This window comes from Roseovarius bejariae (assembly GCF_009669325.1).
Classification (GTDB): Bacteria; Pseudomonadota; Alphaproteobacteria; order Rhodobacterales; family Rhodobacteraceae; genus Roseovarius; species Roseovarius bejariae.
Genome location: NZ_SZWE01000001.1, coordinates 1,508,895 through 1,524,896 on the forward strand (window position 1 = coordinate 1,508,895; position 16,002 = coordinate 1,524,896).

The window sequence follows — 16,002 nt, forward strand, 5'->3', positions numbered from 1 at the left end:
TTAGAATCATTCCAAACCTTGACACTCTGCCCCTGCGCGCGCATATCTGACATAACCTAGAAAGGGCGCGATCATGTTCATTCAGACCGAATCCACACCCAACCCTGCAACGCTGAAATTCCTGCCGGGCCAGACCGTACTTGACGCGGGCACAGCCGATTTCCCCAGTGCCGAGGCGGCGGGCAAATCGCCACTGGCCGAACGCATCTTCAAGGTGCAGGGCGTGACGGGTGTGTTTTTCGGCAATGATTTCGTGACCGTCACCAAAGGTGACGAGATCGAATGGGATCATATGAAACCCGCCATCCTCGGTGCGATCATGGAGCATTACCAAAGCGGCGCCCCGGTGATGACCGGCGAGGCCGAGGCCCCCTCGGGCCATGCCGAGCATGAGGGCGAAGACGCCGAGATCGTCGGCCAGATCAAGGAGTTGCTGGATACCCGCGTGCGCCCCGCCGTGGCGCAAGACGGTGGTGACATCACCTTCCACGGGTTCGAACGCGGTGTCGTGTATCTGCACATGCAGGGTGCTTGCGCCGGCTGTCCCTCGTCCACCATCACCTTGAAGATGGGCATCGAGAACCTGCTGCGCCACTATATCCCCGAAGTGACCGAGGTGCGCCCCGTTGGGGTCTGAGCCTCTCATTCTCGGGTTCGACACATCGGCCGCGCATTGCGCGGCCGCTTTGCTGTCGGGCGACCGGGTTCTGGTGACCCGACACGAAGAGATGGGCCGCGGACAGGCCGAGCGCCTGATGCCCCTGCTGGAGGAGGTCTTGGCCGAAGGTGGCGCCACATGGCGCGACCTTTCACGCATCGGCGTGGGCGTGGGGCCGGGGAATTTCACCGGCATTCGCATTGCCGTTTCGGCGGCGCGGGGCCTGGCCCTGTCGCTGGGCATTCCCGCAGTCGGGGTCAATGGCTTCGAGGCCATCACCCTGACCGCCCCCGACGGCCATCTTCCCGCGCTGCCTGCACCGCGCGATCAGCTTTACATCCGCCCCACGGATGCCCCCCCGTGCCTGATGTCGCGGGCGGAGGCCGAGGCGCTTGGCCCCCTTGCCCAAGCGCCCGCACCCCAGGATTTCGCCCTGTCGATTGCCCGGATCGCCGGGGACGCCCCCAAGGATACACCGCCCCCCGCACCGCTTTACCTGAAACCCGCCGACGCCGCCCCGTCGCGCGATGCGCCGCCGAAGATCCTCGATGACACCTGACGACATGGCCTATTGCCACGCGCGCGCCTTTGAGGGGCGCGGGCAGGTCTGGACTGCCAGCGAGATTGCCGAATTGCTGACCTCGCCGCATGTCTTTGCCGTGGGTGATGCGCGGTGCTTTGCCATGGGCCGGGTTGTGGCGGGTGAGGCGGAATTGCTAACGCTGGCAAGTGATCCGGCGCATCAGGGTCAAGGGCTGGGCCGGGCCTGTCTTGCCGATTTTGAGACCGAGGCACGGATACGGAACGCCGAGGCGTTTTTCCTTGAGGTGGCCGATGACAACATCGCGGCACAGGCCCTTTACCAATCCGCAGGGTATACCGAAGCCGCCCGCCGCAAGGGGTATTACCCGCGCCAAGGGGCCGCGCCGGTAGACGCGCTGATCCTAAGCAAATCCGCCTGATACGCTACGCTCGCTCCGGGCAATCCCCCGGGTCATACCGAAAGCCCGGCTTTCACAGCCGGGTTTTCACACAACTGGACTTTCGGAAATCACGAAACATAAGTCCAGTTAACAAGAATTGATCAGGCCTGCGGGGCCTTGTACCGGCTCTGCGCTTGCAAAATGACGGGCGCTGCGGTTACTGACAGCCATGCAAATCTACCTGCCCATAGCCGAGGTTTCGGTCAACGCCTTCCTGCTTTTGGGGCTGGGCGGACTGGTAGGCATCCTTTCGGGGATGTTCGGGGTCGGCGGCGGGTTCCTGATGACACCGCTTTTGTTCTTCATCGGCATCCCTCCGGCGGTGGCCGTGGCGACCGAGGCGAACCAGATCGTCGCCTCGTCCTTTTCCGGGGTGCTGGCGCATTTGCGCCGAAAGACCGTCGACCTCAGGATGGGAACCGTGCTGCTGATCGGCGGCTTGATTGGCGCGGCACTTGGCGTCGTGGTCTTCAACTATCTCAAGTCGCTGGGGCAGGTCGATCTTCTGGTCAAGCTGTGTTACGTCGTCTTCCTTGGCGTGATCGGCGGCATGATGTTTCTCGAAAGCCTGCGCGCGATCCGCAACACCCGGTCGGGCAAGGCGCCCAAGCGCAAGAAACACAACTGGGTGCATGGCCTGCCCTTCAAGATGCGGTTTCGCACCTCGGGGTTGTACATCAGCGTCATTCCCCCCGTTCTCGTCGGGGTCTCCGTGGGCGTGCTGGCGGCGATCATGGGGGTCGGCGGCGGCTTCGTCATGGTTCCGGCGATGATCTATATCCTTGGGATGCCGACCAAGGTGGTGGTCGGCACCTCGCTCTTTCAGATCATCTTCGTCACCGCGTTTACCACCATGCTGCACGCCACCACGAACTTTACCGTGGACGTGGCTCTGGCGGTGCTATTGCTGGTGGGCGGTGTGATCGGCGCGCAGATCGGCACGCAGATCGGCACCCGCATGAAGGCCGAACAGTTGCGCATCCTTCTGGCGCTCATGGTGCTGGCGGTCTGCTTCAAACTGGCGCTCGACCTGCTGATCCAGCCGTCCGAGCTTTATTCCATCGGCGCAGAGGGGGGGCACTGACATGCTACGACTGGCTCTGGTCCTCATCTGCCTCGCCCTGCCCCTCAAGGCCGAAGAGGTCGTTCTGGGACTGTCCAGCGACAGGGTGCGCATCACCGCCACCTTCGAGGGCTCCGAAATCCTCGTCTTCGGCGCCATCAAGCGCGAGGCCCCGATCCCCGAGGACCCGCTCGACGTGATCGTCGCGATCTCGGGTCCGTCCAAGCCGCTGACCGTGCGCCGCAAGGATCGCAAGCTGGGCATCTGGGTCAATACCGACGCGGTCGAGATCGACAGCGCGCCCAGCTTTTATGCTGTGGCCACCACGGGGCCGCTCAACGAAGTGCTGACCAGTGTCGAGGACCTGCGCCACAAGATCTCGATCCCGCGCGCCATCCGGTCGGTCGGCGCACCGGGCAGCGTCGAAGACGCCCAGAACTTCACCGATGCGCTGATCCGCATCCGCACCAAGAACAACGCCTACCAGATGCTGGAAGGCGCGGTGGCGCTGGATGAACAAACCCTCTTCCGCACCGCCATCGAACTACCCGCGAACCTGACCGAGGGCGATTACCGCACGCGTATCCTGCTCACCCGGCAGGGCCGCGTGATCTCGGAATTCGAGACGGTGATCGACGTGCGCAAGGTGGGGCTGGAACGCTGGCTTTTCACCCTGTCGCGTGAAAACCCGATGCTTTACGGGCTGATGTCGCTGGCCATCGCCATCGCGGCCGGCTGGGGCGCTTCCGCCGCATTCCGGGTGCTACGGCGAAACTGACCCGGCCTTCTTCTTTTCAAAAACATCCTCGGGGGTGAATTGGCCGCAGGCCAAGCGGGGGCGGACAGCCCCCGAACGGCACGCCGCAGGCGTGCTGCCCCTGCCGCGCCGCAAGGCGCGTCCTTTTGGGAACCGCCGCTCAGCCGCGGCCGATATAGGGCATCCTGGTGGCCATCACCGTCATGAACTGCACATTGGCCGACAGCGGCAACTGCGCCATGTGCAGGACAGACCGCGCCGCATCGGCCACGTCCATGGTCTGCATGTCCGGTTGCCGGGCCTTCAGGTCGGCCACCAGTTCGCTTTCGGCATTGCCGATGTCGATCTGCCCGCAGGCGATGTCAAAGGCCCGCCCGTCCAGTGACAGGCTTCGCGTCAGGCCCGTCACCGCGTGTTTCGAGGTGGTATAACAAATCGAGTTCTCGCGCGGGACATGCGCCGAGATCGAGCCGTTGTTGATGATCCGCCCGCCCTGCGGGCTTTGCCTGCGCATTTGGGCAAAAGCCAGGCGCGCCGCGATGAACATGCCGCGCAGGTTGACGGCCATGACCTGATCGAAATCCTCGACACGCACCTCATCGGGGCTGGCCGACGGGCCGAAGATGCCCGCATTGTTGAACAGCACGTCCAAGCGCCCCGCCTCACCGATGAACTGGTCAAAGGCGGCCTGCATGGCCCCCGGATCACTCACATCGGCGGGCAGCGGGATGGCCTTTCCCTGTCCTGCTGCAATCTCGCGCAAGCGTTCGGCACGGCGTGCCACCAAGCCCACGGTCCAGCCTTCGGCCAAGAACGCTTCGGCCGTTGCCCGGCCAATGCCCGAGCTGGCCCCGGTGATCAGGATGGACGTCATGCTTCGGCCTCCAGTTCCAGCGGCGCGGGGGCCACCTGAAGATCATCGGTGCGCAGCGGCCCGGTGGGTTTCGACAGGCGTGCGCGCACCACCCAGTGCAGGCGTTCTTCGGCCCGGGTGATCGCGACATAGGCCAGTCGCTTCCACAGCGGCTGCCCGGCTTCGGTCCGCCCCATGCGGGCGGCGGCGTAAAGATCGGGTGCGAAGACCTGCACGTCGCGCCATTGGCTGCCTTGCGCCTTGTGGATGGTCACCGCCGCGCCATGCAAGAACGTCGCCCCCATGCGGGCGGCGAAGGGGATGAAGGGTTCTTCCTCGTCCGGTTTTTCGATCTTCACGATGGAAGCCGCCGAGACCTGCGGGTCTTCGGCGCCGATGACGTGCAGGCGCGAGAACCCCGGTTTGCGCCCCGGCCCCAGATAGATCACCTGCGCCCCCTTGATGAGGCCGCGCGCCTCCAAATCCAGCCGTTTCTTGCGGTGTTTGAGCGGCAGTTCGATGCCGTCGCAAATGAGCGGTTCGCCTTCCAAAAGCGCATCCTCGGGCGCGCCGTGCACCGCCCGGAAGGCATTGATCAGGCGGATGCGCGTGGCATTGCGCCAGACCAGCACGGGCGAGCGCGCCATCAGGTCCACCTCGACCCGCTGCGCCCATTGCACGCGGTCGTCTTGGCGGGCCTTTTGTTCGACCATCCGCTCGAAATCCTCGAAACCGACGTCGGGGTCGGAAAGCGCGTGGGCGAGATCCAGAATGGGGTTGTCCGCGTCCTGCCGGTGGATGCGGTGCAGGGTCAGGATGGCGGGTTCGGGAAGCTTGTCGAAGACCATGGAGCCGGATTGATTGACCGGGGCCAACTGTGCCGGGTCACCGAACAGCAGGAGGTTCGGGAAAATCTCCTGCAAGTCCTCGAACTGCCGGTCGTCCAGCATCGAGGCTTCGTCGACGAAGCCCACATCCAGCGGCTCTTCGCGGCGTTTCCAGCCGGTGATGAAATCGCTGCCACGCAGGCCTGCGGCGGCCAAGGCCCCCGGCACGGATTTATGGGTTTGGTAAAAGGCATGGGCGCGGTCCAGTGCCTCGTCTGTCAGCCCTTCGATTTCGGGGCGGTCGCCATTGCCCGCCAGCCATTCGGCGATCTTTTCGTACTCCGGGTCATAGACGGGGGTATAGAGGATCCGGTGAATCGTGGTGGCGGGCACGCCGCGCATCCGCAACACGCTGGCGGCCTTGTTGGTGGGGGCGAGGATGGCCAGCGTGCGCCGATCCTTGCGGCGGCGGCCCTCGTAATCGCCCGAGACAATCTCGACCCCGGCCTCGGTCATGGCGCGGGTCAGTTCGGCCAGCAGCAGCGTCTTGCCCGACCCGGCCTTACCGACAACCGCCATGGTACGCTGTCGCCCCTCTTGTGGCGGGGTGAGCGTGCCATTTTCCAGATCAATACCCGCCCCCCGCAATCCTTCGGCGATGCGGTCGTGGGCCTCGGCCTGATCGTGGGAGTATGTGGGCAGCGTATTCGACATGGCGCGGACCCTACAAGGGGCGGCGGGAAGGCGCCAGAGGCAAGCAGTCAGATGAGCATCCTAGAGGTTAACCGCGCCAAATGTTCACACCCCCTCAACACGCAAACCGCCCGCCACGGCAGGACCGGGCGGGCGGTGCTGTTGACAGGGGCGATGCTTAGGCTTTACCGGCCTCGATCACATCCTCGACGGTGCGCAACCCGGGTTTCGGCGATTGCACCAGAACGGCCATGTTGCCGGGCTTGTGCTCGTTGCGCAGCATTTGCATGTGGGCTGCCGGAATTTCACCCCACGGGAAGACATCCGACATGCAGGGGTCGAGGCGGCGTTCGCACATCAGGCGGTTGGCCGAGGCGGCCTGTTTGAGGTGCGCGAAGTGCGAACCTTGCAGGCGCTTCTGGTGCATCCACATGTAGCGCACGTCGAAGGTACAGTTGAAGCCGCTGGTCCCGGCGCAAATCACGACCATGCCGCCTTTTTTCACCACGAGGGTCGAGACCGGGAAGGTTGCCTCGCCGGGGTGTTCGAAGACCATGTCGACATTGACGCCCTTGCCGGTGATTTCCCAGATCGCCTTGCCGAACTTGCGGGCCTCTTTCAGCCATTCGTTATATTCCGGCGTGTTCACCTTGGGGAGTTGCCCCCAGCAGTTGAATTCCTTGCGGTTGATGACCCCCTTGGCGCCCTGATCCATCACGAACTGGCGCTTGGATTCGTCCGAGATCACGCCGATCGCATTGGCGCCCGCCGTATTGGCAAGCTGGATCGCGTAGGAGCCGAGGCCGCCCGACGCGCCCCAGACCAGCACGTTCTGGCCGGGCTTGAGTTCATGCGGGTGGTGGCCGAACAGCATCCGGTAGGCGGTGGCCAGCGTCAGGGTGTAACAGGCCGATTCTTCCCACGTCAGGTGCTTGGGGCGCGGCATGAGCTGTTGCGCCTGAACGCGGGTAAACTGCGAGAACGACCCATCGGGGGTTTCATAGCCCCAGATGCGTTGTGTCGGGGACAGCATGGGATCGCCGCCGTTGCATTCCTCGTCGTTGCCGTCATCCTGGTTGCAGTGAATCACGACCTCGTCGCCGACCTTCCAGTTTTTCACGGCAGAGCCGACTTTCCAGACGATGCCAGCCGCATCCGAGCCTGCAATATGGTAGGGGGCACCATGGCCATCGAAGGGGCTGATGGGTTCACCCAGACCTGCCCAGACGCCGTTGTAGTTGACGCCGGCGGCCATCACGAGAACCAGCACCTCGTTGCTGTCGATTTCCCATGTATCCACGACCTCGACCTGAAAGCTCTTGTCGGGGTCGCCGTGGCGCTCGCGGCGGATTGCCCAGGCGTACATTTGCTTGGGCACATGGCCCAGGGGCGGCATTTCACCGATCTCGTAGAGATCTTTTTCGGGCGCGTCATAGGGCGCGATGCCCGTGTCGGTATCCAGAGCCATGTTCAGCCTCCTAAAAAACATCCGTTTGCCGCGATGCAGAATCGCGGTGATGCCTTTCGGGATATAATCCATCGCGCAACAATGCAATGCCGGTGGGCGCTTTTTTGTAATTTTATAACCGCGCGAGCGTAGAAATTTCCAGCGTCATGCGCTGCGGGTGCAAAATAAATGGGCGATGGAGCGGGCATAATAGGCCAGAATATCGCTATCGTCGGGGGAGATGGTGATCTTGCCGCCGTCTTCCGAGATCAATTGACGCGTCCGCAGATTACGCAAGCCGACATCGACCGCATAATGCAGATCGCCGCGCGGCAGGTGGACATGGGCGCGCGGCAGGCTCTCGACCATCTGCGCCACGCGTGCCTCAAGCTCGGCCTGTGACAGGGGGGCCTCGGCCTCCATCAAGGCGCGCGCCACCAAGGGGACGGGCAGCACCGGCACCTCTTCACCGATGCGTTTCATCAGCAGGCGGGCCAGATCCTTCACCGGGCTGCGCGGGTTTCCCGCCTGGAACTCGTTGAGAGAGACCGGCGCGCCGAAGCTGGCGGCGGCATAGCCGTGCCGGTGATAGCGCCCGGTGATGCGCAGCCAGAATTGCTTCATCACGAACCGCGCCACCACCGAGATGCGCGCCCGAAAGCGGCGTTCGCCCGCCTTGCCCGCGGCCACGAGGATGCGATCCTCGAATACCCGGTCATAGTTCAGGGCGACCGGCACGAAGACAACATCGCGATCTTTATTGGCGCGGTCTTCGACGATGTATTTCAGCAGGCCCAGCTTGGGCGGGGCCAACCCGCCATCGAGGCTCAGCCCGCCTTCGGGAAAGAGCGCCTGTGTCACGCCGCCATCGGTGGCCATGCGCACGTAGCGGGCCAGAACACGGCGGTAGAGGTCATTGCGGGATTTGCGGCGGATGAAATAGGCGCCCATGGCCTTGATCAGTTTCGACAGCGGCCAGACGCGGGCCCATTCGCCCACGGCATAACTGAGGGCCGATCGTTCGGCGGCCAGCCAGGTGACCAGCACGTAATCCATGTTCGAGCGGTGGTTCATCACGAAGATCACCGTTGCCTCGGGATCGACCTTGGACAGGGCGGCCTCGTCGAAATGTCCCAGCCGCACGCGATAGAGGCTGCGCGACAACCACTTCGCCGCCTTGATGGCAAAGCCGAAATAGGCCGTGGCGGAAAACCCCGGCACGATCTCGCGCGCATAGCGCTTGGCCTGCTCAAAGGCCACGTTTTCGGGGATGCCCTCGGATTTGGCGTGATCGGCCACGGCTTGGCTGACCTCGGGGTCATAGATCAGGCGTTGGATCATGTCATAGCGACGGGCCAGCTTTAACGGTTCGATCGGGCGTTCCAGACGGGTGTTGAGCTTGGCCACCACCCGCTCCATCCGGCGGCGAAAGAACCAGCGCACGGAGGGAAACAGGAAATGCGATGCAAATGTGACTGCCGCGAACGCCACCAGAAGAATCAGTGCCCAAAGCGGCATTTCCACCATTCTGCCCATGCAGACAGCAATACAGGGTTTGACGCCGCGGTAAATGGCCCCATGCCGCGATGCAGCGAATTGACAGCGCCATAATGTTCCAGATAGATATCTTGCAACGTAACAAAATTGCGCAACCTGAATCACGAGGCCCGCCCATGTCGCAGACGCAGAATGAGACCCAGAAAGATCGCCCTTGGCTGATCCGGACCTACGCGGGACATTCGACCGCCAAAGCCTCGAACGCGCTGTATCGGTCAAACCTTGCACGCGGGCAAACCGGCCTGTCGGTGGCCTTCGACCTGCCCACGCAAACGGGGTACGACAGTGACCATGTGCTGAGCAAAGGCGAAGTGGGCAAGGTGGGTGTGCCGGTGTGCCATCTGGGCGATATGCGGACGCTGTTCGACGACATCCCGCTGGAACAGATGAACACCTCGATGACGATCAACGCGACCGCGCCTTGGTTGTTGTCGCTTTATATCGCCGTGGCCGAGGAACAGGGCGCCGATACCAGCAAGCTGCAAGGCACGGTGCAAAATGACCTGATCAAGGAGTACCTCAGCCGCGGCACCTATATCTGCCCGCCGAAGCCCTCGCTGAAGCTGATCGGGGACGTGGCCGAATATTGCTATACCAATATCCCCAAGTGGAACCCGATGAACGTCTGCTCCTATCACCTGCAAGAGGCGGGCGCGACACCGGAACAGGAACTGGCCTTTGCGCTGGCCACCGCCACCGCCGTGTTGGACGAGTTGAAACCGCGCGTCCCGGCCGAGGATTTCCCGCGCCTTGTGGGGCGAATTTCATTCTTCGTGAATGCGGGCATCCGCTTTGTCACCGAGATGTGCAAGATGCGTGCCTTCGTCGACCTATGGGATGAAATTTGCGCGGAGCGGTATGGTGTCGAGGACCCCAAGTATCGCCGCTTCCGTTACGGTGTGCAGGTGAACTCCCTCGGCCTGACCGAGCAGCAGCCGGAAAACAACGTTTACCGTATCTTGATCGAGATGCTGGCCGTGACCCTCAGCAAAAAGGCCCGCGCCCGTGCGGTGCAACTTCCGGCATGGAACGAGGCACTGGGCCTGCCCCGCCCGTGGGATCAGCAATGGTCGATGCGGATGCAGCAGATCCTGGCCTATGAGACCGACCTTCTGGAATTCGACGACCTGTTCGACGGCAACCCGGCGGTCGATGCCAAGGTTGAGGCCCTGAAAGAGGGCGCGCGCCACGAGTTGGCCAATATCGACAGCATGGGCGGCGCGGTGGATGCCATCGAATACATGAAATCGCGTCTGGTGGACAGCAACGCCGAGCGCCTGAACAAGATCGAACGGAACGACACCGTTGTCGTCGGCGTGAACAAATGGATCGAAGGGGAACCCTCGCCCCTGATGGGCGAGGATGGCGGCATCATGGTTGTCGACCCGACCGTCGAGGCCGAACAGATCGACCGCCTGAACGCATGGCGCACTGAACGCGACGATGCCGCGGTGAAAGAGGCGCTGGCCGAATTGCGCGTTGCCGCTGCCGAGGGGCGCAATGTCATGCCCGCGTCGATCAAGGCCGCCAAGGCCGGGGTCACCACCGGCGAGTGGGCCGCGCAGATGCGTAGCGTGCATGGCGAATATCGCGGGCCGACCGGCGTATCGGGCAGCCCGTCGAACAAGACCGAAGGTCTGGATGACATTCGCGATGCGGTGGATGCGGTTTCCGACAAACTGGGCCGCCGGTTGAAATTCCTTGTCGGCAAGCCGGGGCTGGATGGCCATTCCAACGGGGCGGAACAAATCGCCTTCCGCGCCCGTGATTGCGGCATGGACATTTCCTATGACGGTATCCGTCTGACGCCCGAGGAACTGGTCAAGGCCGCGCAGGAGGATCAGGCGCATGTGGTGGGCCTGTCGATCCTGTCGGGCAGCCACATCCCGCTGGTCGAGGACCTGATGAAACGGATGCGCGAGGCGGGCATTGGCGATGTGCCGGTGATCGTCGGCGGCATAATTCCCGAAGACGACGCCAAACGCCTGCGCGACATGGGCGTGGCGCGGGTCTATACCCCCAAGGATTTCGAGCTGAACACCATCATGAAGGATATCGTGACGCTCGCCGACCCCAAGGCCGTCGCCGCCGAATAAGGCAGCAAGGCCATGTCCCTCCGGGGCGGATACGAAAAGGCCCACGGATCATCCGTGGGCCTTTTATCTTGCCTGTCAGACAAGGGTGTTATTCTGCGCGAACTTCCTGAATGCGCGCGACGATGCGTGCGTTGAGGTCTTTATCCTGTTGCGCCACCGCCCCGATGGCGCGAAAGGTTTCCGGCGTCATATCGGTGACTTCGGACACGGCTGTCTTGGCGGCTTCGTTGGCTTCCTCCACCATGTTTGCGGCACCTTCCTGGGTGTCCTGCGCCTTGATCTTGGGCATGTATTCGGCCTGCACCGCTTCTACCGCGATCAGGGCTGCGACAAAGCCATTGACCTGCTCGTCGGTCACGTCTTCGGCTGCGATCTGCGGTGTTTCGGAAGCCGTCGCCTCGGTTTGGGTATTGGCCTCAGCCTCGGCGTCGGCATCTTGCGCCAGTCCGGGCGTCGCAAGCGCAAGCGCGAGGGCGAAGGCGCTCACTGCGCCGGTGATGGGGGTTTTGAAGGTCAATGCGGTCTCCGTTCAGCCTGTGTTGCGGGGCGCTTAGGCCCCTTGCTCCTGCAACAGGTGGGCGAGCGGGCCGGGGGATGCAACCACCTCAGCGGAAAAACGCCGTTCGGTGGGGCGCCGTGTTTCCCCGGGGTCTTTGTTGGCACAGGGCCGTGCATCCCCTCTGGCAAACCCCCGCGCACCGCTTTACCCTTACACTGGAAGCAACGCCGGAGCGCCCATGTCCGAGACCACCATCCGCCCCATAACCGCCGAAGACCGCCCCCAATGGGCCGCGCTCTGGACGGCCTATCTCGAGTTCTACGAAAGCAGCGTCTCCGAGGCCGTCTATGATGCCACCTTCGCCCGGCTGTGCGCCGAGGATCACCCGGATCAAAACGCGCTTGTGGCGGTACAGGAGGGGCGGCTTGTTGGCTTGGTGCATTATATCTACCACCCGCACAACTGGCGGCTTGAGAAGGTCTGTTACCTGCAAGATCTCTACGCCGACCCATCCGTGCGCGGCACCGGCGTGGGCCGCAAATTGATTGAGGCGGTCTATGCACAGGCCGATACCGATGGCTGCCCGGCGGTCTATTGGCTGACGCAAGACTTCAACGCCGAGGCGCGTAAATTGTATGACCGGGTGGGCGTGCTGACCCCCTTCATCAAATACGCCCGGCCATGACGGTTCATATCGGGGCGAAACCGGGCCAGATCGCCGAAACCGTGCTTCTGCCGGGCGATCCCAAGCGCGCCGAATGGGCGGCGCACAGCTTTCTTGAAGGCGTGGAACTGGTCAACGATGTCAGGGGGATGCTGGGCTACACCGGCACATGGAACGGCCATCGGGTGACGATCCACGGCAGCGGCATGGGGATGTCCAGCCTGTCGATCTATGCCAACGAGCTGATCCGCGATTACGGCGCGAAAACCCTCGTTCGTATCGGCAGTTGCGGGGCCATGCAGGCGCATGTGGCCCTGCGCGACGTGGTGATCGCCATGACCGCCAGCAGCATCTCGACCCCCTCAAGCGCCATCCTGCGCGAGGTGAATTTCGCCCCCTGCGCCGACTGGGGGCTGCTGCATGCCGCCGTCACGGCGGCCAAGGCGCGCGGTGTCAACCCGCATGTGGGCGGCATCTATTCCTCGGATACCTTCTATGACGAACGCCCCGACCTGACCGAGCAAATGACCCGCCACGGCACGCTGGCCGTCGAGATGGAGGCCGCCGAACTTTATACGCTGGCCGCCCGCCATGGCGCGCGGGCCTTGGCGATCCTGACGGTGAGCGACCACCTGCAGACCGGCGAAGCGCTCGACAGCACAGCCCGCGAAAGCAGCTTTGGCGATATGGTCGAGATTGCTCTGATGGCAGCGTTCCCCGAGTGATCCCCGGTTGAATTGAGTATTTTTGCCAAGAAGATGCAGGTTTTTCTTGGTCCAAATACCCTGGGGGAGACGCCCGAAGGGCGGCGGGGGCGAAGCCCCAAACCATTACCCGCCCAGAAGTTCGTGCAGCGCCAGGGCCATGACCTCGGCCGATTGCATCATGTCCTCGATCCCCACCCATTCATCGGGCTTGTGCGCAAGGTCCAGAACACCGGGCCCGTAGGCGATGCAGTTTTTCAGCCGCCCGATGCGGTCGATGTGTTTCTGGTCATAGGTGCCGGGGCTGACCACGTAGTCTGCCTCGCGCCCCATGACGCTTTCCACCGCGCGCGACACCGCCCCCACCACGGGTGCGTCGCGTTCCGTCATGGTCGGCAGGACGCGGAACAACTCCTTGAGTTCATAGTCGAACCCGGGTCGCCCGTCGCGCACGCGCTCCAGAACGGCGCGGATTTCGGCCTGCACCTCGTCGATGTCTTCCTCGATCAGGAAGCGCCGGTCGATCACCATGCGGCAGCGGTCGGGCACACAGGCCGAGGGCATACCGGTGTAATCCTCTTCTTGCTCGGGTTCGCCGCCGTGGATGGAGTTGATGTTGAGCGTGGATTGCCGCGCCCCTTCGGGAACCACGGGCATTTCTGTCCGCTTCCGGGCCAAGGCCGGAAACAGGCTGTCTTCCATTTCCGCCACAACCGCCCCCATGTGCCGGACCGCGCAATCCCCCAGAAACGGCATGGAGCCATGGGCGATCTCGCCCTTTGTTTCCACCTCGGCCCACCAGACGCCGCGATGTCCAAGGCAGATGCGATCCTTGTTCAACGGTTCGGGGATGATCACGTGCTGCACCCGTTCGAAATAGCCCTGTTCGGCCAGATAGGCGACGCCGCCGAACCCGCCCGATTCCTCGTCCGCCGTGCCGCTGATTTCAATCGCGCCCGCATAGTCGGGGCAGGTGGCGATAAAGGCCTCGGCGGCGATGATCGACGCGGCCAGCCCGCCTTTCATGTCACAGGCCCCGCGGCCATAGATGCGGCCCTCTTTCACCTCGCCGCCGAAGGGGTCGGTCGTCCAGCCGTGGCCTACTTCGACCACGTCGATATGACTGTTGAAATGCACGCATTGGCCGGGGGCTTTCCCCTCGCGCCGCGCCACGATGTTCCAGCGGGGGTGTTTGTCACTGTCGCCGATGGCGCCCTCGGCGCGGATCAACTCGGTATGGAACCCCGCGCGCAGCAGGCGGCGGTCGAGGTAGTCGCAAATCTCGCGGTAATTGGCCCCCGGCGGGTTAAGCGTGGGAATGCGGATCAGGTCTTGGGTCAGGGCGATCAGGTCTTCGCGCCGCGCGGCGATATCTTCGTGAAGGCGCGCGCGGATGTCCATGGTTCAGCTCCCGTTATCTTCGCCCAGTTTGGGCGAGGGGCGGGCAAGGTTCAACTCGGCCCCCGAAAAGCGGAAAGGCGAGCGCACGCCGGGAACGCCATCCAGATCGACGCGCATGTTTCGGGCCTTCACCTGCGGGTCGTCAAAGACCTCCTGCAAGTCATTTATCGGTCCGGCGGGCACGCCCTGCGCCTCGCAGGCGGCCAGCAGATCGGCCTTGGTGAAGGTGCTTGTGCGTTCGGTCAAAAGCGCATCGAGGCTTTCGCGGTTCGCGACACGGGCGGGATTGGTGGCGTAGTCCTCGTGCGTGGCCAGATCGGCACGCCCCAGAAGCTCGCAAAGACGCGCGAACTGCCCGTCATTCCCCACGGCGATGATGATATGACCATCGGCGCAATCGAAGACCTGATAGGGGGAAAGGTTGGGGTGGTAATTGCTCAAGCGCCCCGGCGCGGTGCCGGTCGAGAGGTAATTCATCGCCTGATTGGCGGTGACGGACACCGCCACGTCCAGCAGGGCCATGTCGATCTGTTGCCCCTGCCCGGTTGCGTGGCGTTGATGGAGGGCGGCCAGAATGGCGGTCGTGGCATAGACGCCGGTGAAGACATCGGTGATCGCCACGCCGACCTTTGTGGGCTGGCCCTGCGGATCGCCGGTGATCGACATCAGGCCGGACATGCCTTGAATGATGTAATCATACCCGGCGCGGTGGGCATAAGGCCCGTCCTGACCGAACCCGGTGATGGAACAGTAAATCAGGCCGGGGTTGATCTCTTTCAGGCTGTCGTAGTCCAGTCCATACTTGGCAAGCCCACCCAGCTTGAAGTTCTCGATCACCACGTCGGCCTCGCGCACCATGTCGCGCACCTGCGCCTGCCCCTCGGGCGTGCGGAAATCCACGGTGACACTGGATTTGCCACGATTGCAGGAATGAAAATAGGCCGCCGAGCGGTCATCCTCGCGGTCGATGAAGGGCGGGCCCCAGTTGCGGGTATCGTCGCCTGCGGGGCTTTCGACCTTGATCACCTCGGCGCCCAGATCGGCCAGCGTCTGACCGGCCCAGGGGCCGGCCAGAATACGGGCCAGTTCAATGACTTTCAGGCCGGCAAGCGGGGTGGTCATTCCTGGGCAAGCTCCGCCTCGACGATCTCCTTGAGGTCGGCGTAGGACATGTTGGAGTGTTTCTCGCCGTTGATGATCAGCGTCGGTGTGGCGTTGATCTCGTCCTCTTCGGCGTGTTGCTGGAACCACGCGACAAGGGCCTTGGCCTTGTCATTGTCTTGCAGGCATTGTTCGACCTGATCGTCGTCCAGACCTGCGGTCTTGCCGATCTTGCGCAGGTTGTTGGCGATCTCGACGGGATCGCCCGAGCCGATCCAGTCTTTCTGTTGCTTGTAAAGCATGTCGGCAATGCCGAAGAAACGATCCCCGCCATCACAACGCGCGATCATCGACGCCCAGAGGCCGAAGCGATCGAAGAACACGTCGCGATAGACGAATTTCACATCACCGTTGTCGATGTACTCGGCCTTCAGCTTCTTGCCCGGGCCTGTGTGGAAATTGGCGCAATGCGGGCATGTGAAGGAGGCGTATTCGACCACCGTAACCGGCGCATCCTCGGCGCCCATGGTCATTTCCACGATGCCCGAGGTATCGACCGCCTCGTCGCTTTCCTGCGCGTTGGCCGCGCCAAGCGAGATGCCCGGTTCATTTGCCGGGGTGCTGGCCAGCCAATAGGCGGCGCCTGCGACGATGGCGAGGGCCGCGGCCCCGGTAAGGAGTTTGCGTTGCATGTGCTTC

The 16,002-nt window shown here is 63.2% G+C and carries 16 protein-coding genes; 8 read left to right on the forward strand and 8 right to left on the reverse strand.

Annotated features, from left to right (window positions below; translation table 11 throughout):
* The first annotated feature begins 73 nt into the window (after positions 1-73).
* The 5 genes from FDP25_RS07245 to FDP25_RS07265 all read left to right on the forward strand — a co-directional run bounded on the left by FDP25_RS07245 (position 74) and on the right by FDP25_RS07265 (position 3,482).
* Positions 74-637, forward strand: coding sequence for a NifU family protein (locus FDP25_RS07245; protein WP_154150316.1), 564 nt, complete (start codon positions 74-76; stop codon positions 635-637).
* Positions 627-1,217 (forward strand): tRNA (adenosine(37)-N6)-threonylcarbamoyltransferase complex dimerization subunit type 1 TsaB, encoded by a 591-nt coding sequence (tsaB, locus tag FDP25_RS07250; protein WP_154150318.1) that lies wholly within the window; start codon positions 627-629, stop codon positions 1,215-1,217. The genes FDP25_RS07245 and tsaB overlap by 11 nt, the downstream gene beginning before the upstream one ends.
* On the forward strand, positions 1,207-1,620 hold the full coding sequence (locus tag FDP25_RS07255) for a GNAT family N-acetyltransferase (protein ID WP_154150320.1): 414 nt from the start codon (positions 1,207-1,209) through the stop codon (positions 1,618-1,620). Before tsaB ends, FDP25_RS07255 begins: the two co-directional genes overlap by 11 nt.
* Positions 1,621-1,810: 190 nt before the next feature.
* Positions 1,811-2,725 carry a sulfite exporter TauE/SafE family protein gene (locus FDP25_RS07260; protein WP_154150322.1) on the forward strand — a complete coding sequence of 305 codons (915 nt, stop codon included), beginning with the start codon at positions 1,811-1,813 and terminating at the stop codon, positions 2,723-2,725.
* A 1-nt stretch (position 2,726) separates the two neighbouring features.
* Positions 2,727-3,482: a TIGR02186 family protein gene (locus FDP25_RS07265; RefSeq protein ID WP_154150324.1), complete on the forward strand. Its 756-nt coding sequence runs from the start codon at positions 2,727-2,729 to the stop codon at positions 3,480-3,482.
* Between the two features lie 139 nt (positions 3,483-3,621).
* Here the strand turns inward: FDP25_RS07265 and FDP25_RS07270 are convergent, their stop codons facing one another.
* The 4 genes from FDP25_RS07270 to FDP25_RS07285 form a co-directional block, all read right to left on the reverse strand.
* Complete coding sequence (locus tag FDP25_RS07270; protein WP_154150326.1) at positions 3,622-4,335, reverse strand: SDR family oxidoreductase; 714 nt, start codon at positions 4,333-4,335, stop codon at positions 3,622-3,624.
* On the reverse strand, positions 4,332-5,855 hold the full coding sequence (locus FDP25_RS07275) for an ATP-dependent DNA helicase (RefSeq protein ID WP_154150328.1): 1,524 nt from the start codon (positions 5,853-5,855) through the stop codon (positions 4,332-4,334). The genes FDP25_RS07270 and FDP25_RS07275 overlap by 4 nt, the downstream gene beginning before the upstream one ends.
* A 157-nt stretch (positions 5,856-6,012) precedes the next feature.
* The gene (gene ccrA, locus FDP25_RS07280; RefSeq protein WP_154150331.1) at positions 6,013-7,302 is read right to left on the reverse strand and encodes a crotonyl-CoA carboxylase/reductase; all 1,290 of its coding nucleotides are present in this window, start codon (positions 7,300-7,302) and stop codon (positions 6,013-6,015) included.
* Positions 7,303-7,446: 144 nt separating this feature from the next.
* A complete protein-coding gene (locus FDP25_RS07285) occupies positions 7,447-8,817 on the reverse strand; it encodes a 1-acyl-sn-glycerol-3-phosphate acyltransferase (RefSeq protein ID WP_154150333.1) in 1,371 nt (456 codons plus the stop codon).
* 137 nt (positions 8,818-8,954) lie between these two features.
* Here FDP25_RS07285 and FDP25_RS07290 point away from each other — a divergent pair, with 137 nt between their 5' ends.
* Positions 8,955-10,934, forward strand: a complete 1,980-nt coding sequence (locus tag FDP25_RS07290) for a protein meaA (RefSeq protein ID WP_154150335.1) — start codon at positions 8,955-8,957, stop codon at positions 10,932-10,934.
* A gap of 88 nt (positions 10,935-11,022) precedes the next feature.
* Here the strand turns inward: FDP25_RS07290 and FDP25_RS07295 are convergent, their stop codons facing one another.
* Positions 11,023-11,451 (reverse strand): DUF4168 domain-containing protein, encoded by a 429-nt coding sequence (locus FDP25_RS07295; RefSeq protein ID WP_154150337.1) that lies wholly within the window; start codon positions 11,449-11,451, stop codon positions 11,023-11,025.
* Positions 11,452-11,671: 220 nt separating this feature from the next.
* Between FDP25_RS07295 and FDP25_RS07300 the strand changes: the two genes are divergently transcribed.
* Positions 11,672-12,118, forward strand: coding sequence for a GNAT family N-acetyltransferase (locus FDP25_RS07300; RefSeq protein ID WP_154150338.1), 447 nt, complete (start codon positions 11,672-11,674; stop codon positions 12,116-12,118).
* Positions 12,115-12,822, forward strand: a complete 708-nt coding sequence (gene deoD / locus FDP25_RS07305) for a purine-nucleoside phosphorylase (protein ID WP_154150339.1) — start codon at positions 12,115-12,117, stop codon at positions 12,820-12,822. The genes FDP25_RS07300 and deoD overlap by 4 nt, the downstream gene beginning before the upstream one ends.
* Before the next feature lie 105 nt (positions 12,823-12,927).
* On the opposite strand, the gene FDP25_RS07310 is transcribed toward deoD, so the two are convergent.
* The 3 genes from FDP25_RS07310 to FDP25_RS07320 are packed head-to-tail and all read right to left on the reverse strand — an operon-like array spanning position 12,928 to position 15,995.
* Positions 12,928-14,202 carry an acetylornithine deacetylase/succinyl-diaminopimelate desuccinylase family protein gene (locus tag FDP25_RS07310; RefSeq protein ID WP_154150340.1) on the reverse strand — a complete coding sequence of 425 codons (1,275 nt, stop codon included), beginning with the start codon at positions 14,200-14,202 and terminating at the stop codon, positions 12,928-12,930.
* Between the two features lie 3 nt (positions 14,203-14,205).
* Entirely contained in the window at positions 14,206-15,324 is a 1,119-nt protein-coding gene (locus tag FDP25_RS07315) for a CaiB/BaiF CoA transferase family protein (protein WP_154150341.1), read from the reverse strand.
* Positions 15,321-15,995 (reverse strand): DsbA family protein, encoded by a 675-nt coding sequence (locus FDP25_RS07320; protein ID WP_154150342.1) that lies wholly within the window; start codon positions 15,993-15,995, stop codon positions 15,321-15,323. The genes FDP25_RS07315 and FDP25_RS07320 overlap by 4 nt, the downstream gene beginning before the upstream one ends.
* Between the last annotated feature and the right edge of the window lie 7 nt (positions 15,996-16,002).